This window comes from Dyadobacter tibetensis Y620-1, assembly GCF_000566685.1.
GTDB classification, from domain to species: Bacteria; Bacteroidota; Bacteroidia; order Cytophagales; family Spirosomataceae; genus Dyadobacter; species Dyadobacter tibetensis.
The window spans coordinates 496,277-517,002 of the sequence record NZ_AZQN01000003.1 but is presented as its reverse complement, the minus strand read 5'-3'; the positions used below and the strand labels follow the sequence as shown (position 1 = coordinate 517,002).

At 45.4% G+C, this 20,726-nt stretch carries 15 protein-coding genes; 6 read left to right on the top strand and 9 right to left on the bottom strand.

What is annotated here, in order from left to right; all coding sequences use genetic code 11:
* Nucleotides 1–23: 23 nt before the first annotated feature.
* The 3 genes from X939_RS0109280 to X939_RS0109270 all read right to left on the bottom strand — a co-directional run bounded on the left by X939_RS0109280 (nt 24) and on the right by X939_RS0109270 (nt 2,914).
* Nucleotides 24–1,406: a TolC family protein gene (locus X939_RS0109280; RefSeq protein WP_025762981.1), complete on the bottom strand. Its 1,383-nt coding sequence runs from the start codon at nt 1,404–1,406 to the stop codon at nt 24–26.
* Nucleotides 1,407–1,640: 234 nt separating this feature from the next.
* A complete protein-coding gene (locus tag X939_RS0109275) occupies nt 1,641–2,096 on the bottom strand; it encodes an NUDIX domain-containing protein (protein WP_025762980.1) in 456 nt (151 codons plus the stop codon).
* A gap of 98 nt (nt 2,097–2,194) precedes the next feature.
* A complete protein-coding gene (locus tag X939_RS0109270) occupies nt 2,195–2,914 on the bottom strand; it encodes a carbonic anhydrase family protein (protein ID WP_084299392.1) in 720 nt (239 codons plus the stop codon).
* A gap of 131 nt (nt 2,915–3,045) precedes the next feature.
* Here X939_RS0109270 and X939_RS0109265 point away from each other — a divergent pair, with 131 nt between their 5' ends.
* On the top strand, nt 3,046–3,996 hold the full coding sequence (locus X939_RS0109265; RefSeq protein ID WP_025762978.1) for a D-2-hydroxyacid dehydrogenase: 951 nt from the start codon (nt 3,046–3,048) through the stop codon (nt 3,994–3,996).
* Between the two features lie 22 nt (nt 3,997–4,018).
* Here the strand turns inward: X939_RS0109265 and X939_RS0109260 are convergent, their stop codons facing one another.
* The 6 genes from X939_RS0109260 to X939_RS0109235 form a co-directional block, all read right to left on the bottom strand.
* Nucleotides 4,019–5,200 (bottom strand): sialidase family protein, encoded by a 1,182-nt coding sequence (locus tag X939_RS0109260; RefSeq protein WP_025762977.1) that lies wholly within the window; start codon nt 5,198–5,200, stop codon nt 4,019–4,021.
* A gap of 132 nt (nt 5,201–5,332) precedes the next feature.
* Entirely contained in the window at nt 5,333–6,748 is a 1,416-nt protein-coding gene (locus X939_RS0109255; RefSeq protein ID WP_025762976.1) for an APC family permease, read from the bottom strand.
* Nucleotides 6,749–6,848: 100 nt separating this feature from the next.
* Nucleotides 6,849–8,105, bottom strand: a complete 1,257-nt coding sequence (locus X939_RS0109250) for an NAD(P)/FAD-dependent oxidoreductase (protein WP_025762975.1) — start codon at nt 8,103–8,105, stop codon at nt 6,849–6,851.
* Nucleotides 8,106–8,127: 22 nt separating this feature from the next.
* Nucleotides 8,128–9,129, bottom strand: coding sequence for a 4-hydroxyproline epimerase (locus X939_RS0109245; RefSeq protein WP_025762974.1), 1,002 nt, complete (start codon nt 9,127–9,129; stop codon nt 8,128–8,130).
* A 157-nt stretch (nt 9,130–9,286) separates the two neighbouring features.
* Nucleotides 9,287–10,780, bottom strand: a complete 1,494-nt coding sequence (locus tag X939_RS0109240; RefSeq protein WP_229236034.1) for an aldehyde dehydrogenase (NADP(+)) — start codon at nt 10,778–10,780, stop codon at nt 9,287–9,289.
* Nucleotides 10,781–10,940: 160 nt separating this feature from the next.
* A complete protein-coding gene (locus X939_RS0109235) occupies nt 10,941–11,858 on the bottom strand; it encodes a dihydrodipicolinate synthase family protein (RefSeq protein ID WP_025762972.1) in 918 nt (305 codons plus the stop codon).
* Nucleotides 11,859–12,091: 233 nt separating this feature from the next.
* Here X939_RS0109235 and X939_RS0109225 point away from each other — a divergent pair, with 233 nt between their 5' ends.
* The 5 genes from X939_RS0109225 (at nt 12,092) to X939_RS0109205 (ending at nt 20,716) form a co-directional block, all read left to right on the top strand.
* Nucleotides 12,092–13,183 carry a Gfo/Idh/MocA family protein gene (locus X939_RS0109225; RefSeq protein WP_025762971.1) on the top strand — a complete coding sequence of 364 codons (1,092 nt, stop codon included), beginning with the start codon at nt 12,092–12,094 and terminating at the stop codon, nt 13,181–13,183.
* 427 nt (nt 13,184–13,610) lie between these two features.
* Nucleotides 13,611–14,192 (top strand): RNA polymerase sigma factor, encoded by a 582-nt coding sequence (locus X939_RS0109220; protein ID WP_025762970.1) that lies wholly within the window; start codon nt 13,611–13,613, stop codon nt 14,190–14,192.
* 260 nt (nt 14,193–14,452) lie between these two features.
* Nucleotides 14,453–15,514: a FecR family protein gene (locus tag X939_RS22260; RefSeq protein WP_025762969.1), complete on the top strand. Its 1,062-nt coding sequence runs from the start codon at nt 14,453–14,455 to the stop codon at nt 15,512–15,514.
* 211 nt (nt 15,515–15,725) lie between these two features.
* The gene (locus X939_RS0109210) at nt 15,726–19,244 is read left to right on the top strand and encodes a SusC/RagA family TonB-linked outer membrane protein (protein WP_198034385.1); all 3,519 of its coding nucleotides are present in this window, start codon (nt 15,726–15,728) and stop codon (nt 19,242–19,244) included.
* A gap of 11 nt (nt 19,245–19,255) precedes the next feature.
* The gene (locus X939_RS0109205; RefSeq protein WP_025762967.1) at nt 19,256–20,716 is read left to right on the top strand and encodes a RagB/SusD family nutrient uptake outer membrane protein; all 1,461 of its coding nucleotides are present in this window, start codon (nt 19,256–19,258) and stop codon (nt 20,714–20,716) included.
* Nucleotides 20,717–20,726: the final 10 nt, after the last annotated feature.

Sequence of the window (20,726 nt, the reverse complement as noted above, 5' to 3'; positions counted from 1 at the left end):
GTATCATGATTGAAATAGAATTCTTATTGAGAAATTGTTTGTAAGAGCCCCTTGGCTTGCATCAGATCTACTCCGGCTTTGCGCTGCTCATAGTAGGCCGTATAAAGATTAAACTCTGCCTTTTCGACATCATTAAGGGCTTCCACTACTTCCGTAACCGTGGTCAGACCGTTACGGTACTGCTTGTCCACAAATTCGTACATCTGTCTGGTTAATGAAACCTCTTCTTCGTTCATCTCAATCTTCTTATTGGCAGATGCTAATGAAAGCTTCGCCTTGGTCTGGCTAAGGGCGATCATTTCCTCGGCTTCCAGAAGCTGCTGCTCATATTTCATTTTCTCTGCGGTGGCCTTTCTGGCCTTATTTCTGGCCTCATTTCCGTCAAATAAATTCCATTTGACTCCTACCCCTACGTACCAATTGGGATCGAGAAGCGAAAGGTCGTTTTTTAATATTTCATAATGTCCGCGTGCTGCCACAGCCGGAATGTATTGACTCTTTTCCATTTTGATTTGATAATCGGTGGCCTTGATTACCTCTTCGAGTGCTAGTAGTTCCGAACGTCTGGAATCCTCGGCTTGCATGTCTACATACATCTTTTCGATTCGCGGTTCCAAACCCGTCAAGGTTGCCAGATTCTCTCCGGTTAACTGCTCTAAGGCCGCCAGAAGAAGACTCTTATTATTCTGCACGCCTACCCGCTTGGTCTCCAGCTGATGCCTGGCCAAGGCGACCTTGCGACGATCTAATGGCGTTGCCAATCCGTTTTCTACGGCACCATTTACAAATTTCTCCTGCTCTTTCAGATAGGCCTCTGAGCTATTCAATACCTTTTCTGATGCTACCACTAGCCCCAACTTGTCATAGGTATCAATAATCTTCATAACCAGCCCATTCTCTTCTTTGGTATTGGCATATTGCAGGGCTTTTTCCTTATGCTGGGTGGCCTTTAATGCATTACTAACTTTGGTCCCGCTAAATAGCACCCAGTCCATGTCCACAGCACTTTTGAAAACATTTCTGTCGAGCAAGGCCGGAATTTCGGAAGTAGGAACCCCTGCAGGAAGGGCCGTATTAAAGGGGACTCCTTTCGCTTCCTTAATAAGGAGCTTCTCAGTACCCGTCAGCAATTGTTCCAGGTTACTGTCAAATCGTATGTCCTGATCCAGGCGTGTATAACTCCCACTAACCGAAAATTTGGGCAAAAATGTATTCTTTGCCATTTGGGCATCCAGTTTATTCTGTTCGATGCTCAGATCATTTATTTTTATGGCATGGCTTTTGGTCTTCGCTCTGTCGATAAGCATAATGAGTTCCGGGTCCAGACTCTGGCCCTGCAGCTCAGTCCAGAGCGAACAGCTTATCAGGAGTGCCGAGGCCCAAATTGATACTTTTTTACTTTTCATCCTTTTCCAATTTAGTTTTTGGCTTCTGTTGATTACAAAAGTATAGCATAGCCTCACCATGTCTTTTGACCTAGATCAAAAAATGGATTGGAAACGAAAAGCGGAGACAGCCCCTCGTAGGCAGTCAAGGACAATGGATATCGATCCGAAGTAATAATAAGGAATCAATGTCCCTCAGGGAATACGCCCATTTCAAGCGAAACCCACGGGGACCGGATTTTACGGAACCAGATCCTAACGGTTGTGAAGGAGCATGTAATTATGTAGCGCGTCTATGAGCCACGATTCATGCATTTGAGCTAAATTATGGGGAAGTGCATCAATGGCAAAAAATTTCAATGCCAGAGTCTCTTCACTGGAAAATCTCTCTGGTAGGCTATGCTCCAGACGAGCCAAAAAATAAGTGGTAATATATTGAACAGTTCGTTCTCCGTAATGATAAGTCTGAGACTCAGGTGCAGAGTAGACCCCGATAAGGCTTAATATCTTGGCCTGATCCACTCCCGTTTCTTCATAAATTTCTCGGAGAACAGCCTCTTCTACACTTTCACCAAATTCTACGTGTCCGGAGATGACACCCCATTGGCCCACATCTCTGCGGTGCTGCAACAATATCTCGCCTTTCTCATTAAAAATCGCTACGGCAATTGCCGGAAGAATCACTTGAGTTCCTTGGGATGGGACAGGCATGGTAAATCAGGGTGTAAAGTATTCCTTATAGCAGTTTAAGATAGAGAACTCAATATAGTTAAAACCGGGAAAGAATCCCGGTTTTAACCTATGAAAACTTATAAACCATGGTTTACTAAATCGTCCTCGAAGAAAGTAACCTTTCCTGTAGCAATTTCGTGCATGCCTCCTATGATTCCTACTGAGCCGTCCTGAATCATTTCTTTCAGTATGGGGCTCCGTTCCATGATGGCCTCAACAGTTTGTCTGACATTGATTTCAGAAACCTTCTCTACAAATGCACTATTTTTCGAATTCCGGTTTTCCTTCTCCGTTTTTTCCGCTTCTACCGCTGGCTCAATTTTAGCCAATAAGCCTGTCAAATTTCCAAGTTCTACATGGTCACAGGCACCCTTTACAGCTCCACAGCTGGTATGACCCAATACTACAATAATCTTGGATCCGGCTACTTTACAACCAAATTCCATGCTACCTAATATATCCTCGTTGATTATATTTCCTGCAATCCGAACACTAAAAATGTCTCCTAGCCCCTGGTCAAAAATAAGTTCAGCGGAGGTCCGGCTATCGATACAGCTTAAAATCACCGCAAAAGGATGTTGCCCATCGGAGGTCTCGTTAGCCTGTTGCAGCAAATTACGGTTCAGTTTCAAATTTTCAACAAAACGCGTATTCCCCGATTTTAGTAATTCCAGGGCCATGGCTGGGGTGATGGCTTCCTGAGCTTCTTTGGTTAAGGTTTTCATATTTAATATTTTAAAATTTATGTGAGTAGTACCTACTAGCAAAGATAGCAACCGAATCGTTAATAATAGCATTACTATTACAAGTGAGGGATATCCTTTAATTAGATTTCTTTCAAACAGACTTTTGACGCTGGCGCAGTTACAAAAATAATTTAGCTTTGTGGCACCATTCTCTTACAGAACATTTGAAAAACGCCCAAGTCATGAACATAGTAGTACTCGACGGACATACCCTCAACCCAGGTGATTTGGACTGGGCACCTATCGAACGGTTGGGTAATGTTCAAATATACGAACGCAGCACCAAATTCCAGATTGGCGACCGCGCAAAAAATGCCAAAGCCATATTGGTCAATAAGGTGGTGATCAACGAGGAAATACTCTCGCAGCTACCCCAGTTGGAATATATAGGTGTAATGGCCACGGGATACAATAATATTGACATCGAAGCGGCCAAAGCCCGGGAAATTGTTGTCACCAATGTAAAGGCCTATGGACCCGCTTCCGTAGCTCAACATACTTTCGGCTTATTACTGGCTCTTTCCAATCATATCGAATTGCACAGTCAGAGTGTAAAGAGGGGTGACTGGGAGGATGCTGAAGATTTTTGTTACTGGAAAACTCCACTTACAGAATTATCAGGGAAGACAATGGGCCTGATAGGTCTGGGAGACATTGGATCGAGGGTAGCAGCTATAGCCAAGGCAATGGAGATGAAAGTAATTGCCTACCGGAAGACTCCTTCAAAAACTGATGAGAGCTTCATTGAAATGGTTACTCTAGACCGTCTTTTTGAGCAAAGCGACGTGGTCAGCCTGCATTGTCCTTTAACTGAAGCTACCACTGGTATCATTAATAAAGCACGCCTCGCTTCAATGAAGCCGAATGCCGTAGTACTTAATACCGGTAGGGGCCCCTTAATTAACGAGCAAGATTTGGCCGATGCACTCCGGGAGGGGCTAATAGCCGGAGCTGGACTAGATGTACTTTCTGCAGAACCACCCAAAACCGGAAATCCTCTCCTTACCGCTCCTAATTGCATCATTACGCCTCATAACGCCTGGGCATCTTTTGAGGCTCGCAAGCGTCTTATGTCTATGGTTGCCGATAATCTTTCCGCTTTTCAGAAGGGGGAGCCCATTAATCAGGTATAATCCTAAAGGCTCCCTCCACGATTTATTTTCTAAACTTTTTGATTCTGTGAAAGGTCATAAAGTTGGCATCATGATTATTATGTGCGCCGCCAAGTCCGTCATCAAAAGCGGTTCGAGACAAAAATAAGATGTCTTTTCCATCGAACAGCCAATCGATGTATTGGAACCCGTGGTGTTTTATATCTGGATGTTGCAATAATACGCGTTTATGATCCCAGCTATGTAAATCTGTAGAGAAATAGAGGGAGAGAGTATTTCGGATAGAAGCAGGGTTCCCTACCCCTACCTTTGTTTTTACCTCTGCGGGGATATTATTGGTGATCATCCAATACCCCTTGGATAATGGGTCATATCGGATCATAAATTTTTTGCTGCCACCCGGTAAAGGACGAAAATCGGAGGTCGGATCGAAGGTAGCCGTTTTCCCGTCCGGGGATACTTTTACAAATGCGGCTTTTTCTTCTAAGGAAGATCGGTCATCCACCCTTAAAATGTCCCATATAGTTCCATCCGGTTGGATCACCACGTTTCCTTCCAGCCACCCGCCAAAGTCCCCCCCCAAATAAGTGGAGTCGTAGCGTAAAATATTAGTGGAAGTCCAGTTGGAAGCCTTCAAAGGGTCCTTATCCAGTGGTATAGACATTACAAAAGGGCTGTAACGCTTACCCCATTTCAAGGGTGGCCCCGCTGCGTCTTCCATGGCCCGCCAAAGCTTTCCATCGTGGGATATAAATTGCATGGGCGCACAATGATATTGCCCCTCTTTCAAAAGGCCATTCTCCTCATCGACAGGATTGGTCCAGCTCCTACCCCCATCGGAGGACCGGCGTATGATCGTGTTTCCATGATGGCGGTTGGTTCCCATCAGAAACAACTGCCCCTGATGTACAAAGAGTTTGGACCAGAACTGTCCGTCAATTTCGGCAACCTGCTTCCAGGACTTACCTTTATCAGAAGAGCGAAAAATTCGCGAAATGGCGCTTACATGTTCTGTTGAGTTGGGTCCAAAAAAGTCATGAGAGGCTACATAATCCCCATTCGGAAGAATAGCCAGGCTAGGAGATCCTATATATTGGCCCGATGAGGCTGGGCTATGGGTCACTACTATGCCCGGAACTTTAGACAAATCAGGATCCTGAGCTTGTAAAGGGCCATAAATTAATCCAATCAATATTCCTAAGCAAGTGATAAATCGTAAATTCATGGGTTACTAATTTCCGTTAAACAAATATCAGCGCACCCTACCGACTCTGGCTGAGGGTAAGACCGCTACCAACTGTACGCTCGGCATAAGAGAATAGACTAAGAAAAAAACATAAATTTCGCTTCTGCCCTTTTAAGCTTTTAGGGTTTTCTTCCGGATCAGGTAATAAACAGGGATGCCTAATAATACGATTATTAATCCGGGCCAGGTGTATTCGGGTTTGTAAATAATGAGTAAAGTACAAAAGGCAGTCCCCATGACCATATAGATCAGGGGTAAAAATGGATAGCCAAAAGCCTTGTAGGGCCGTGGAGCATCGGGTTTCTGTTTTCTCAGGATAAAAATACCCGCAATAGTAAGCATATAGAAAAATACGACTACGAAGGATATCATATCGAGCAAATCGCCATATTTCCCACTGAGACACCAGGCGCAGGCGATAATGCATTGCACCCAGAGTCCAAAACCCGGAACAGAATTCTTATTGAGATCTCCCACTTTTTTAAAAAACAACCCATCTTTCGCCATAGAGTAGTAAACCCTAGCTCCCGACATGATCAGTCCATTATTACAGCCAAAGGTCGATATCATAATCATGAGGGCAATTACAACGGTGCCTGCCGTCCCGAATATCTCATTGGCCGCCGAAATGGCCACCCGGTCCTTATTAGCAGAGGCAATATCGGTCATACTGAGAAGGCCGGTGTAAGTAATGTTGGTAAGCACATAAATCACCGTAACAATGAGCGTGCCTAAACCCAAGGCCAATCCTATATTCCTTTGGGGATTTTTGATCTCTCCCGCAATGAAGGTGACATTATTCCAGGCATCGCTACTAAAAATCGACCCGACCATAGCGGCAGCGATGGCCCCGAGTGCGGCAATAACTGTATAAGAGGCGATGGTACCATCACGGTCCAGGCCTTGCAGCTCCCAGCTAGCCCGACTGTGCCAGTTGGCATCCCAAATTTCAGGCTTCATATATAATAGCCCAAACAAGATCAGCCCTAAAAGGCTAAGAATTTTGGTAAGTGTAAAAGTGGTTTGAATGACCTTCCCTCCATGGACACCTCGGGTATTGATATAGGTAAGCAGGGCTATGACGACAATGGACAGGAGCTGGGCCGATGAAACCTGCAAAATACCTAAATCGAAGGCGATCAGATCTTCGCTAAAAACAGGAAAGATATAGGCCGTAAACTTTGCAAACGCTACTCCCACGGCGGCAATGGTTGCCGTTTGAATTACTGTAAAAAAACTCCAACCATAAAGAAAGCTTACCAATGGATTGTACGCCTCCTTCAAATAGACATATTGCCCCCCAGCTTTAGGGTACATAGCACTAAGCTCGCCATAGCTCAGTGCCGCTGTGAGGGTCATAAATCCAGTGATGATCCATACCAGAACCAGCCAACCGGCACTACCGGTATTTCGAGCTATGTCTGAACTGACAATAAAAATACCAGAGCCAATCATACTTCCTGCCACAAGCATTGTGGCATCGAAAAGACCTAAGGTAGGCTTGAAGGACGGGTTAGGTTCGACCATAAGTTTATTTAGAATTTAGGATATCAAAGGGATGCCTTAAACTACACAATATTCTTGTAATGCCCATACACGATCGTAAAACCAGGACAAGCAAAAGCGTTTACTGGAATCGCCCGGGGTTATATATATCCAGACTAATGCAGGTAGAACGCCCGGCCGCCAGCTCGGCTACCAATTTACCCGTTGCCGGTCCCAGGCTTATGCCCATCATACCATGTCCGCCTGCAACAATCAAATTATTAATTCCTTTGGCTCGCCCTAAATAAGGGAGCCCATCCGGGGAACAAGGGCGGTAGCCATACCATATCTTTTCTGGGGCCGGAACCTCAGGATTAAGCTCTGGGTAGTAATGGGGCACGGCTTGCACGATCCCTTCTACACGACGCATATTGATGCGATGGTCCATAGCGCCCAACTCCATGGTTCCCCCATAGCGTATCCATCCGCCCAAGGGAGTTACGGCCACCTTGGCTTCTACCAGCAAGGCAGGATGTACCAGGGCAGGCCCTACCACGGGTTCGGTAATTGAATAGCCCTTGCCAGGCATTACGGGAATGTTCAACCCAGCCATGCGGGCAAGTGCCGGAAGCCATGCCCCTCCGGTCATGACCAGCAGATCGGTGTCATAGTTAGAATCGGCGGTGCTAACCTGCGTAACCCTTCCGCGATCTATCCGCACGCCCGCTACCTCAGCATGCGATAGTAACATAGCCCCTTTGCGCTCTAGATAAGCCCTCAGCTGGCTAGTCAGCACAGCAGGATTGAGATGTGCATCACAGCGATAATGCACCGCACCTAATACGTCGAGTTTCAGATGCGGCTCCAAAACCTGAACCTCTTTCCCATTCAGGATATCGATGTCCAGACCAAGCGCTCTGGCCTTTGCTCCAACTTGCAGTTCCTCCTGTGCAGCATGATCTGTTTTATAGAGCATAAGAATACCCTTGTTTTGTAAACTAAAGTCAAAATCGGGCTCAGCTTGCAAGTCCCGATACAAGCGCTGACTAAGCAAATGGTAATCTCGTAAGGGAGCTGAGGCTCTTTCAACCTTTGCTGCTGTAGCACTCCGCAAAAACCGCATCCCCCAAGTAAATAATGACCAATCCAGAGCGGGTTTTACATAAAAGGGACTTCTACTATCGAACATCCATCGGATACCCTTCGACACCATTCCAGGTGCTGCCAGGGGTATAAAATGACTCGGCACCAGCATCCCGGCATTACCTTGTGAGGCATTATCATCAAAGTCTCCCTTATCCATTAAGATTATCTGCCAACCATCCTTCAAGAGGTAGTAAGCAGAACTTAACCCTATAATGCCTCCGCCTATTACCAGTGCAGTGCCTTTGCTACTCATTCTCTTAGTTATATAATCGTTACTAAAGTACCTGAAAACCTAATGCATAGGGATCCTGCTCTTCATCGATAAAAATGGTGTTATATCCCGTCACCACGGCCCAGCCTTCTATAGCGGGCACGATGGCCTTCTTACCTCCCACGGTAGCCTCATTTTCTATGGTTCCCACGAACTTGGAGCCAATGATGCTCTCATGAATGAAATGGTCGCCGACATTCAACCTGCCCTGCGCATGCCACTGGGCCATACGCGCTGAGGTTCCCGTTCCACAGGGCGACCGGTCAATAGCCTTGTCACCGTAAAATACTGCATTCCGGGCAGTCGAAAGCGGGTCGATGACCGCCCCGGTCCATAACAGATGACTCAGACCATTAATATGCTTATTTTCTGGATGAACAAAGGAGTACGCTTCATTAAGTCTCTGGCGACATATTCTGCTCCAGCTTATGAGCTGGTCGGCCGTATAATCCTGAATACCCGAAAAATTACACTGTGGATCTACAATGGCATAAAAATTCCCCCCATAGGCTACATCGACGGTAAGCATTCCTAAGTCTGGGCACTCTACCGACAATTTTTCTGCGGCCAAATATGATTTTACATTTACTAATTTTACCGATTTAACTTTTTTTCCCTCCTGCTGATATTCCACCAGCACCAAGCCGGCCGGTGTTTCAAGACGCAATTTCCCCTGCACTTTCGGTGTCACGAGCCCCTCTTCGATTGCGATCGTGACGGTCCCTATCGTACCATGCCCACACATGGGCAGGCAGCCACTGGTTTCTATAAAGAGCACACCGATATCATTTTCCGGATCACTTGGCGGGAATAATATACTCCCACTCATCATATCGTGGCCTCGCGGCTCGAACATAAGGCCTTTCCTGATCCAGTCGAACTCCTTTAAAAAATGTAGCCTACGCTCCATCATATTAGCACCTAACAGCAGGGGGCCACCACCCGCTACCACCCTTACGGGATTGCCACAGGTATGAGCATCAATACAAAAAAAAGTTTTACGCATCTGTTCAAACGGGTTGCACGACTTATAGGTCAGTGATAAAGCCTTTCATTTTTACACTAAAACAAACCTTAAAAAGGGGCATAAAGTCTGCTTGTTCCAGCAAGCTTTATGCCCCCGATCAATCCGCCTCATCCAGCCTACTAGAAAGCTATCATCCTTAGCGCTTAACCGGCGATTGGGTTCGTTCATTATTTATGGTTCTAAAAATGCCTAAAGGATTGGCATCCTTCAGCTCTTCTGGCAACAAGGAGTCGGGCCAGTTCTGATAGCTGAATGGTCGGGTAAAACGCTTAATGGCATCGGCTCCTACGCTAGTAAACCGGCTGTCGCTGGCAGCGGGAAAAGGTCCGCCATGATGCATAGACTTAACCACTTCTACACCCGTGGGGAAGTTATTGAAAAGTATACGGCCGCATTTTACCTGAATTTGTGACACCAACTTTTCATGAGCTGAGAGGTCCGTCTCGGTACCGAATAGGCTACTGGTAAGCTGCCCTTTCAGACGACTAGCTACCTGCTCCATTTCCGCATTATCTTTACAGCTGACGATCAGAGCAAAGGGACCAAAAACTTCTTCCTGAAGATGGTCGTTATGCAGAAATTCGGCACCCATTACACGGGCCACCAAAGGCTTTCCCTGGCCCTGAGCAGCTTCGGAGGTCGCTTCGGCCACCACTTCCACCCCATCTTGGCTGGTTACCAACTCTTTATTATGAAGGTAATTTTTCGCGATCCCCTCATTTAGCATAGGGGCGGGTACCGAGCCCTGAATCTGTATGGTAAGCGCAGCTACGAAGGACGTAAGTTCAGGGCCATCAACGGCGACCACCAAACCCGGATTGGTACAAAACTGCCCTACCCCCAGGGTGAGTGAGCCTGCATAAGCAGATGCTAGTCCTTCCGGATCTTGCTTTAATTTTTCTGAAAGCAAAAATACGGGATTGATGCTACCCATTTCGGCAAATACAGGGATAGGGTCGGGGCGGTTGTTTCCCAGCTCAACCAAGGCCATTCCACCTTGATAGGAACCCGTAAAACCGACCGCTTTAATTACAGGATGGGTTACCAATAACTGCCCGGTTTCGTAGGAATTACTTAATAAATGAGCGAACATCCCTTTCGGATACCCTCCTTTTTCTACCCCTTTCAAGATGGCTTCAGCCATCAAAGTAGAGGTTTTGGGATGACCGGGATGGGCTTTAACGACCACCGGACAGCCGGCAGCGAACGCACTGGCGGTATCGCCTCCTGCTGTGGAAAATGCAAAAGGAAAGTTACTGGCACCAAAAACGGCTACAGGGCCCAGTGGGATGCTGGTCTTGCGCAAATCGGGCTTTGGTGGGGTTCGGTCGGCATTGGCGGTATCGATGCTGGCATCCAGGGCATCCCCCCGCTCCAAGGCATCTGCATAGCTTCTCCATTGAAATACAGTCCGTCCCTTTTCCCCTGTTAACCTACCCTCAGGCAGATTGGATTCGGCACCGGCAGCCTCGATTAGCTCAGGCCCTAGGGCCTCTATCTCCGCTGCTATGGCGCGCATCATAGCCACTCTTTTGCCTATGCTATAGCTTTTGCTCTCCATGAATGCCTCTTGGGAAGCTTGCAATATCATTTCTATTTCGTCTTTTCCAGGATTCATCTGAATATTCATTTTAGGTATTGTTAAAATAACCGTGACCATAATTAAAAGAGAAAACCACTCCTTAATTACCGCTCATTCTGGTTTCACTTCTAATATTACCTATAATTAACGTTTCGGACTACCACATCGTTCTTTGGTTTTGCACGCAGTGGGCAGCAAAAACTCGCAGCTAAGGTAAATTTAAATATGCCGGAAGTTTGGGCTGAGTTTTTATAGCTTCCTCGATGATAGCCATTACTGCCGCTCTTTCACGGCCCACCAGTGGCAAGCGAGGAACTCTTACTGCCTCATTGCCTATCCCCATGGCCTGAGCAGCCAGTTTGATATTTTGGACTAATTTAGGGTGAATATCCAGTTCGAGCAAGGGCAGATACCAACGATATATTTCCAGAGCTTCCTGAATTCGGCCCGCTTTCACCAAATTAAAGATGGCGACTGTTTCATTGGGGAAGGCATCTACAAGGCCCCCTACTACGCCATGAGCACCAAGCATCACCTCTTCCATGATCAGGGTATCTACCCCACAAAATATCTGGAAGCGGTCGCCAAAACGGTTGATCAGGCGTGTAACGTTGCTCACATCGCGGGTAGACTCCTTAATTGCTACCACGTTTCCTAGTTCTGCCAATTCCTCAAACATAGGTAAGGTAACTTCTATCTTATAATCTACAGGATTATTATAAATCATTATTGGTAAAGATGTAGCCTGCGCAATGGCTTTAAAATAGGCCACGGTCTCTTCATCATCCGCCTTATAACGCATAGGTGGCAGCACCATTAGCCCATCTGCTCCGTGCAATGGTGCCTGTTGGGCTATGGTTATCGCCTGAGCCGTCGACTGTTCTGCTATGCATAATACCACAGGTAGCCCCTTCAACACTTTTTTTGCCGTACTAACCAGCTCAAACTTCTCCTCATTGCTGAGCGTACTGGCCTCCCCTAGAGAACCAGCCACGATCACGCCCGAGATGCCGGCCTGCATCTGGGCCAGCAAATTTTTTTTAAACATGGCCAAATCCAGGCGATCGGCATCATCAAACGGGGTCAATAAGGCGGGGAAAATCCCCTGCCACTGGTGCTTTTGCATGTTCGTATGGTTTAGCTTCTGTTTATAATATCTTTCTTTGCAAATCTACGAGGTAGGCGGGTGATCAGAAAGGCTGGAATTAATCGATTCTTTACCGATTTTAACATCATGCCATATGGGGACTTAAAGGAGGCTTTTGCCTGTAAATCATTAATTATCCTTAATTTTGCCTATAGCTACCCGAAGGTGGTGCATACTATTCCTTACTTTTTTAAAAAATTTAAAGATTGATTATGTCAACTGAAATGAAATCTGGCCCGGTACGGGTGCTCGTAGTAGGAGCTGGAAACATGGGTGCGTCTCACGCCACTGCCTATCATACCCAAGAGGGGTTCGAGATCTGTGGCATCGTGACGCCCGGAAAGAGCAAAGAACTATTGAATAATAAACTGGGGGGAGGATACGCTCTTTTCAACGATTATGAAGCGGCCCTAACCGAAACCAAGCCTGATGCCGTATGTATCTCTACCTACCCTGACACCCATGAGGCTTACGCCATCATGGCTTTAGAAAGTGGAGCTCATGTGTTTATAGAAAAGCCCTTAGCAGCAACAGTTGAAGGGGCACAACGGGTGGTAGATGCGGCTAATAAAGCCGGAAAGAAATTGGTAATCGGTTATATCCTAAGACACCATCCCTCATGGGAGCGCTTTGTTGAAGAGTCGCATAAATTAGGCAAACCCCTGGTAATGCGTATGAACCTGAACCAACAGAGCCATGGATATATGTGGGGAGTTCATAAGAATCTTATGAAAAGCCTGAGTCCTATTGTTGACTGCGGCGTACATTATATCGATGTCATGTGCCAGATGACGCGCTCGAAGCCCCTGCGTGTCAATGCCATTGGGGCTCGATTAACAGAGGAAATCCCTCAGGGCAACTATAATTATGGCCAACTACAAATCTGGTTTGAAGATGGTTCGGTAGGATGGTATGAAGCTGGCTGGGGCCCCATGATCAGCGAGACAGCCTTCTTCGTAAAGGATGTAATCGGGCCTAAGGGTTCCGTATCCATTGTAGCCAAAGATGCTGGCGGAACCGGTAAATCATCTTCCGTAGAAGCACATACTAAAACAGAATCGATCAGGGTGCACCATGCTAAATTAAATCAGGCTGATGAATTCATGCAAGAAGACAGCTGGATTAACCTGGAAGATGAACCAGACCACCAGGAACTTTGTAACCGTGAACAAAATTACTTCTTAAAGGCTATCCAGGAAAATCTGGACCTTACAGACCATATGCAGGATGCAGTAACCAGCCTACAAATAGCATTTGCTTGCGACGAATCAGTACGCACGGGAAGAACGGTAGACCTAGTTTAAACAGATCATTAGCACAAAAGTAATAAGCCAATTCTCATCGCTCCTTCTTCCGTGAAGGAGTAACGGGAATTGGCTAATTTATTGGGCCCATTTCCTTTCCTAATCGGTAAGTCAAGCACATTGGAATCCCTAAAATAAAAGAAGTCACTTGGACTCCAATTCGGCCTGAGGGGCTATACTTCAATTAAAAAGAGTCGAGAGTAAGTTAGGTTCTCGATTTTTTGCTCTCATATCATCGACAAGAAACTAAAACATCTTGAAATTTTCCTAAAAAATTGATTATTACTCTAGGACTTGGTTACTTTGCCTTCTTGATTTTCTCGCAAGTGTGGCACAGAAAATAGACTTACCCTTGTAATTAACATACCATTATCACTTGCTTTTTAGTCCAGCACACTATTCAAAAGGACCCATCACCCGACCAATAATGCAAGAAGCAGAACTGGAATATTGGAGAGAGACTTGCAAAGGGAATTCCCTTGCTTTTGAAAAACTGTATAATTTTTATGCAGCCGATCTCTTCCGCTTTGGTTATAGGATATCATCGGATTATGATCTGGTTCAGGATAGTGTTCAAGATTTATTTTTACATCTATGGAGCAAACGCCATAGATTAAAGGAAGTGCAGTCACCCCGTTTTTATTTATATCGCTCCTTAAGGAACAAACTCATCCGTGCTTCCGAGTCCGATCGCTTCTTATTCAGCAAGGATGGCGAATTATCGGAAAAATGGTTTCCCAATGAAATGGATTTGTTGAGTAGCTGGATATCAGACGAGACCAGTCAATTTAATATTCAACGCCTTCAGGAGGCACTGCTACGACTGCCTATCCGACAGCAGGAAGCCATCCAATTACGCTACTATCATGATTTTAGTGCCGAAGAGATCGGAAAAATCATGGATATTAATGTCCAGTCGGTGCGTAACTTACTCAATCGGGCCATGCAACAATTGCGTGCCGACCTCCCCTTTTTCCCTATTTCCCTTTTGACTCTGGCCTTTTCCTAACCATGTGCCAGTTGAGAGCAAAACGGATGGGTGCACGGTGGACTTTGATTCTATTACAGGTAAATAGCAAAATATAACGACATTTACTTCTGTGATTTTCAGTCTTCCGGGAACAGCCGGTCATCTCCAATTATTTCCCGTCAATCTTACACTGAGGTAAGAACTGCAGTACACAAATCAAACTATTTTAATATTTTTTAATACTTTACTGAGTATGTTTTTAGAATTGGTGTATCTGTCTGTTTGTAGCAAACAGAAAAATGGATCGATTCGCAAACTTCACTTTACGGGATTTTATACAGGATGAGGACTTTATTCAGTGGGTCAAATATCCCACTGCCGAACGCAATGCTTTCTGGGAGGCCGTAAGAGTAGCGCACCCACAGCAGTCGCCAGTAATAGACAGGGCCATACTTTTGGTAGAAGGCCTTGCCACTTTTTATCCCGATGTACCCGAAACTGAGGTCGATAAAGGGCGACAGCAGGTACTGTCTCAGCTTCATGCTTCCCCGGTTTCGCCCATCCCGAGCAGACTCATTTATATGGCTCTTGCCGCGTCTATCGTCCTTTTCCTAGGCATATGGTGGCAGGGACAAGACCGAACTATACCTCTTCAAGATCAAATTACAAGGCTTTATCATGGCAGGAATGTAATCTTGAACGAAGGAACTGCACCTAAAACGGTGACTTTACCCGAAGGAAGTAAGGTCATTCTATCGGCAAATAGTAGGATTAATTACGAAATAAATAAAAAAGGGCAGCGGCAGGTATCACTGGAGGGGGAGGCCATTTTCGATGTTACCAAAAATCCAAATCAACCATTTCTGGTATATGCCAACGGCCTCATTACAAAGGTAATTGGGACCCGATTCAAAGTTTCAGCTTATAACGATGGCGCCGAGGTAAAAGTTGAAGTGAATTCAGGTCGGGTAAAGGTATATTCTTCGGAGCGAAGCAAGGGTGATCCCGAATCAGACGGTATTATTCTTACGCCCAATCAAAGCGTTATTTACCGCAAAAAGGATATGAGCCTTACCAGACAACTGGTAGAACGGCCTCAGATCCTGATCACACCAGACCTTCCTGGTAATTTCACTTATACCGATACGCCAATCTCCGAAGTTTTTGAAGGCTTGGAGAAGGCCTACGGCATAAAGGTTCATTACGACCCGGAGGTATTCAAGAATTGTCGGCTGAATATGGCACTCACCGATGAATCCTTATACGAAAAACTTGAATTAATAGGAAAGATTGTAGAAGGTCGCTATAACATTCTGGATGGCCAGGTCTATTTCATTGGTGCTGGCTGCAATGAAAATTAAAAATCAACAACATTTTAAAATCAAACGAAGCCTATGACAAAAAACTAAACTAAAAAAAGAACCGGCTATGCAGCAACATAACCGGTTCTGGAATTTTTGCGGAATAACAGGCAGCAACCAATTATTCCTAGCGATTAGTATTTTCCTAACACCAAATCTATTTCAATAAATGAAAAAAAAATTTCTAATCCAAGCCTTTCTATACCAGCTTATGAAAAGGTCACTACTCCAATTTACCCTAGCGGTAATATGCTCGGGTATAGCGCTCGCTCACACGATGAAAGCCCAGGGGGTACTCAGCCGCCCCGTGAAATTACACATCGAAAATCGCTCCTTTGACCGGACACTTCTCGCGATTGAGAAACAGGCGAAGGTGAAATTCGCCTATAGATCTACCCTGGCTAAGCCAGGCAATAAGTTTAGCCTATCGGCAACTGGAGAGCCTTTGTCCGAACTTCTGGATACTTTCCTAACCCCCCTTAACATGACCTATGAGGTAGCTGGAGAGCATATCGTCCTACGGAAAAAAAAGGTGGACAAGGAGGAAGCCCCATCGAAGCCTCTGCTTCAGGAACGTAGCCTGACAGGGACCATCACCGATGACAAAGGTGAGGTGCTCCCGGGTGTAAGTATACTGGTAAAAGGCACGCAGAGAGGCACACTTAGCAATGTGGATGGAAGCTATTCCATAGCCCTGCCTGATGGAGAAGTCACGCTGGTATTCTCATTTGTAGGTTACCTTAATTTCGAAACTCCTGTTAATAATAGGACAGTATTAGACGTTACCCTGAAACCCGACACCAAGTCCCTGGACGAAGTTATTGTAGTAGGGTATGGAACACAGAAAAAACGGGATGTATCTACGGCAATATCCTCGGTGTCCAGCAAAGAACTCAAAGACAAACCCTTGGCGAACTTTGCCTCAGCAATGGCGGGAAAAATGGCCGGAGTGAAAATTTCTAATTCTAATACTGCACCAGGAGGGGGAACGAGTATTCGTATCAGAGGAGTAAGTTCCATCAATGCCAGCAATAACCCGCTGATTGTAATCGATGGATTTCCCTTAAAAGATGGATTTAGCAAAGATGAGAACCCCTTAAATGGAATTAATGTAGCAGATATAGAATCAATTGAAGTATTAAAGGATGCCTCATCAAGTGCCATCTATGGGACACAAGCAGCCAATGGAGTCATCTTGATTACTACTAAAAAAGGAAAAAAAGGGAAACCCACTCTCAATATCAATGTTAGCCAGGGTTTCGACCGCATGATCAATAAAATCGACGTTCTGAAAGGGGATGACTTCTTACAGTATCTGGACGAAGCTCGGGCTAATGCCTATACCCTGGAAGACCCGAACTTTGGAACCAATAGTTTAGACGCTCCTTTATGGAAGTGGTCGGACAGTCCAGAAACACGGCTGGAAAATTGGAAAAAATATTCTAGCCATGCAGCGGCTATGGCCGCTCCCGGCAACCTCTTTCCTCGATGGATCACCGTAATCGATACCATATACAAAATGCCTTATAATACTGACTGGCAAGACTTGATCACCCGTACCGGAAAGGTAACGGATGTTCAGTTATCAGCATCAGGTGGAACCGACAATGTCAATTACATGATATCAGGCGGGTATTTTAACCAGAAAGGCATTGTCATGAATTCGGATTATAACCGGATTTCCTTCAGAGCAAATATCGATCTGAAACTCACCAATCGAATCCGCGCGGGAATGCTCTTAGCACCGACTCTGGAAAACTCAAATGTCCTTCCCAATATAGAAGGCAGCAGCAATACCAATCCTTTCTATAATGCCGTGGCCATGCCCCCCATTTGGAACCCCCGAGACGAAAATGGAGATCCGGTTTACTACGGAAACACCTTGCTCAATCCCTGGGACTGGAACTTCGCTTTCTATGTTAACCCTTTGCACCTTTTTATGAAGAAAGATGAAAGGAGAAATTTCAAAAACCTGTCCACCCTCTATACCGAAATCGACATCATTAAAGGCTTGAAATTCCGGTCGGAATTCCATACCGAATATCGCTATCGCGAACGAGACTTTTTCAATCCTAGTTCGGTGCCCACAGCTTCTCAAACTTTCTCTCGATCTCAGGGGATAAATCAAACCAACCACCGATTGTACTGGAACTCCCAAAACTTCCTTACCTACCAGAAAGAAATTAAAAAACACTCAATATCAGCAGTGGCTGGTTACTCGGTGGAAGAATCCAATTACCGCGATTCATATCTTAACAAATATGACTATCCAACCGACCTTATTCCTACCTTAAACCAAGCTCTCACCATACTGAATGCGCAAACCGACGCGCGCACCAACCGCTCCAGCGAGTCAATGATCGGTAGCTTTGGTAGGGTAATGTATAATTTTGCTGGAAAATATTATTTTACAGGAAGTATTCGCCGAGATGGATCATCTAAATTTGGGATGGATAAAAAATGGGGTGTATTCCCATCCGTATCCACAGCGTGGCGTATTTCGGACGAACCATTCTTCAAGCCCTTGCAGCGCTATATCAGCGACCTGAAAATTAGAGGAGGATGGGGAATAATTGGTAATGCCGGAATATCGAATTATCAGGCGCTAAGCACCCTTAGCTCTTCATCCTATGTATTGGGAGGCGGACCAGGCGTGGCCCCATCCTATACTGAGGGTAAAATTGCCAACCCTGCTCTGGGCTGGGAGTCTACTACAGACTGGGGCGCAGGAATCGATGCCGAATTACTAGGCAATCGCATCAGCCTTAGCGTCGATTACTTCTATCGTCTGACCGAAAATATGTTATTCAACATGCCTCTTCCTACCTTAACGGGTTTCGGTTCTTATATGGCCAATATCGGTGCCATGCGCAACAGGGGTTACGAATATTCAATTATGACGAGAAATATGGTCGGGGAACTCAAGTGGACTACCAGCGCCAACTTATCGTATTACCGCAACCGTGTGCTGGATATCGGGAAGGATAAGCGACCTCTGATAAATAACGATGGCTATACCACTGAAGGCCGCCCTATTGCAGGCATTTACGGGGCCAGTTTCCTGGGGCCTTACCGCGACTGGCAGGATGTAAAAACATCGCCCATTGTCAACGCTAATAACCCAGACTGGAGATACAGATCGAGCCCCGGAACGGCCAAACTTGCCGATGTCAATGGTGACGGGATTATCGATGGGAGCGACAACACCATTATAGGCTCAGCGATACCCGATTTCGTTTGGGGGATAACCAATAATCTGGAATATAAGGGCATCGACCTCAGCATTCAGGTAAATGGCACCCAAGGCGGAGATATTTCGATGCGGCAAATGGAGGCAATCTATGGAAGAGCCACCGGGCAAAACAATACTACCGTAGATTATTTCCAAAATTACTGGAGACCAGACAATATGGATGCAAAATATACCGCTCCGAGCCGTAAATCTTACGATGGTACCAATATGAGTGGCTCTCTGCTCTACAAAGGAACCTTCGTCAATATTCAGAATATTGCCTTGGGCTATACCCTCCCGCAACATATCATTCAGAAATTATCCATGTCTCGAATTCGGGTGTATACATCTATTATTAATGCCCTGTATATCACCAAATTTCCAGGCTACAATCCTGAAGCTAATTTTCAGGGAGACAATGCATTGTCTCAGGGTATCAACCGCGACTCTTATCCTATGGCCCGGTCCATTTCGTTTGGTGTGAACTTATCTTTTTAATTGATAAAGAAATGAAAAAAATATTCTCAATTATAGCCCTGTCTTTTTTGCTATTATCTTGTTCCGAAGATTTTTTGGACCGGCAACCAGAAGATACGCTGTCGCCAGGCACTTTTTATAGGAATCCGGCAGAAATTAAATCTGGTCTCGTAGGCTGTTATAAGGTACTTCAAAACATTTATAACCAGACTGACCTTCCCCTGATCATCGAACTGATGTCCGACGATGGAAAGGATCGGTTCCGGACAGGCGTTTGGCAGACCTTCAAGAAAACTAACTCTGATTCCCAGCCGGGCATATGGAATAACAACTTTAAAATGATAGCCAACTGCAATACGATTATTGGTATCATTGATAGGTATACTCCTAAAAATGCAGAAGAAGAAAAATTAGTAAAAGCCTATAAAGCGGAGGCCTCTTTTCTGCGTGCCTTAGCCTATTTTAATTTAGTAAGGATTTATGGTCCGGTTCCCATGGTTTCAGAAACCTTTACGGATCTCACAAAAGCATTTGGAATAGGTCGAACGCCTGTCAACGAGATTTATAATAATTTAATTATTCCCGATCTGGAATATGCTACGATAAATTGTCTGACCAAAACAGCACTGAAAGGAGAAGAAGCTAGGGCTTCCAAGGGAGCAGCATTAACGATGCTGGGCAAGGTTTATTTAACAATGAATAACCATCCAAAAGCGTCGGAAACCCTTAAAAGGCTCATCGTAGACAAAGAAGCGGGCGCTTATGCTCTGCTACCCGATTTCAAAAATGTTTTTCAGTCGACCAATAAATTCCATAATGAATCCATCTTCGAAGTGAACTTTAATATTGCGGCCGGTCAGCCCAGCTACTGGTTCCGCTGGGTCAATAATGACGTTGGCCTGATCTGGGGAGTGGGTGGAGCTACTAATTTACTGGTAGAGCATAACTTGATGAGAGAATTTGTGGATAATGGAGAGTCTGTTCGCTACAGCACGGCCATAGATTCAGGCTATATCGCTTCCAGTACTATTCCGGTGCAAGGCTGGGTGATCAAACATACCCCTCCTCCTGCCCAATTAAAGCAGTATAATAATACCGGTACCGATAACAACTATATTATCACCCGCTATGCTGACGCCTTGTTAATGTATGCCGAAGCCTTAATGGTTACAGGTAAAAAGGACGAGGCCTTAATTTATCTCAATCAGGTGCGTTCAAGGGTGAATATGCCCGCTGTGAAGGTAGAAGATTTAAATATGGACACCATTCTTCACGAAAGAAGAGTGGAACTAGCCTACGAAGGTCATAGATACTTCGACCTGGTAAGAACTGGAAAAGCGATCGATGTCCTGACGAAGGTACTGATGACCAAGGTAGATTACGACACGAATATTACCATTTCAGCCCCTATTCCACAAGAACAGCTGCTTTTACCTATTCCGGTGGCGGAAATCGAAAAAGACCAAACCTTACCACAAAATCCTGGCTATTAATATTTGTAAA

Bases quoted from the DNA above. Each gene is read 5' to 3' on its own strand.
- X939_RS0109240 (WP_229236034.1), bottom strand. From the start codon at position 10,780: ATGAATATTCAGATGAATCCTGGAAAAGACGAAATAGAAATGATATTG.
- X939_RS0109245 (WP_025762974.1), bottom strand. From the start codon at position 9,129: ATGCGTAAAACTTTTTTTTGTATTGATGCTCATACCTGTGGCAATCCC.
- X939_RS0109270 (WP_084299392.1), bottom strand. From the start codon at position 2,914: ATGCTATTATTAACGATTCGGTTGCTATCTTTGCTAGTAGGTACTACT.
- X939_RS0109275 (WP_025762980.1), bottom strand. From the start codon at position 2,096: ATGCCTGTCCCATCCCAAGGAACTCAAGTGATTCTTCCGGCAATTGCC.
- X939_RS0109260 (WP_025762977.1), bottom strand. From the start codon at position 5,200: ATGAATTTACGATTTATCACTTGCTTAGGAATATTGATTGGATTAATT.
- X939_RS0109210 (WP_198034385.1), top strand. From the start codon at position 15,726: ATGAAAAGGTCACTACTCCAATTTACCCTAGCGGTAATATGCTCGGGT.
- X939_RS0109205 (WP_025762967.1), top strand. From the start codon at position 19,256: ATGAAAAAAATATTCTCAATTATAGCCCTGTCTTTTTTGCTATTATCT.
- X939_RS0109225 (WP_025762971.1), top strand. From the start codon at position 12,092: ATGTCAACTGAAATGAAATCTGGCCCGGTACGGGTGCTCGTAGTAGGA.
- X939_RS0109250 (WP_025762975.1), bottom strand. From the start codon at position 8,105: ATGAGTAGCAAAGGCACTGCACTGGTAATAGGCGGAGGCATTATAGGG.
- X939_RS0109255 (WP_025762976.1), bottom strand. From the start codon at position 6,748: ATGGTCGAACCTAACCCGTCCTTCAAGCCTACCTTAGGTCTTTTCGAT.
- X939_RS0109235 (WP_025762972.1), bottom strand. From the start codon at position 11,858: ATGCAAAAGCACCAGTGGCAGGGGATTTTCCCCGCCTTATTGACCCCG.
- X939_RS0109220 (WP_025762970.1), top strand. From the start codon at position 13,611: ATGCAAGAAGCAGAACTGGAATATTGGAGAGAGACTTGCAAAGGGAAT.
- X939_RS0109280 (WP_025762981.1), bottom strand. From the start codon at position 1,406: ATGAAAAGTAAAAAAGTATCAATTTGGGCCTCGGCACTCCTGATAAGC.
- X939_RS0109265 (WP_025762978.1), top strand. From the start codon at position 3,046: ATGAACATAGTAGTACTCGACGGACATACCCTCAACCCAGGTGATTTG.
- X939_RS22260 (WP_025762969.1), top strand. From the start codon at position 14,453: ATGGATCGATTCGCAAACTTCACTTTACGGGATTTTATACAGGATGAG.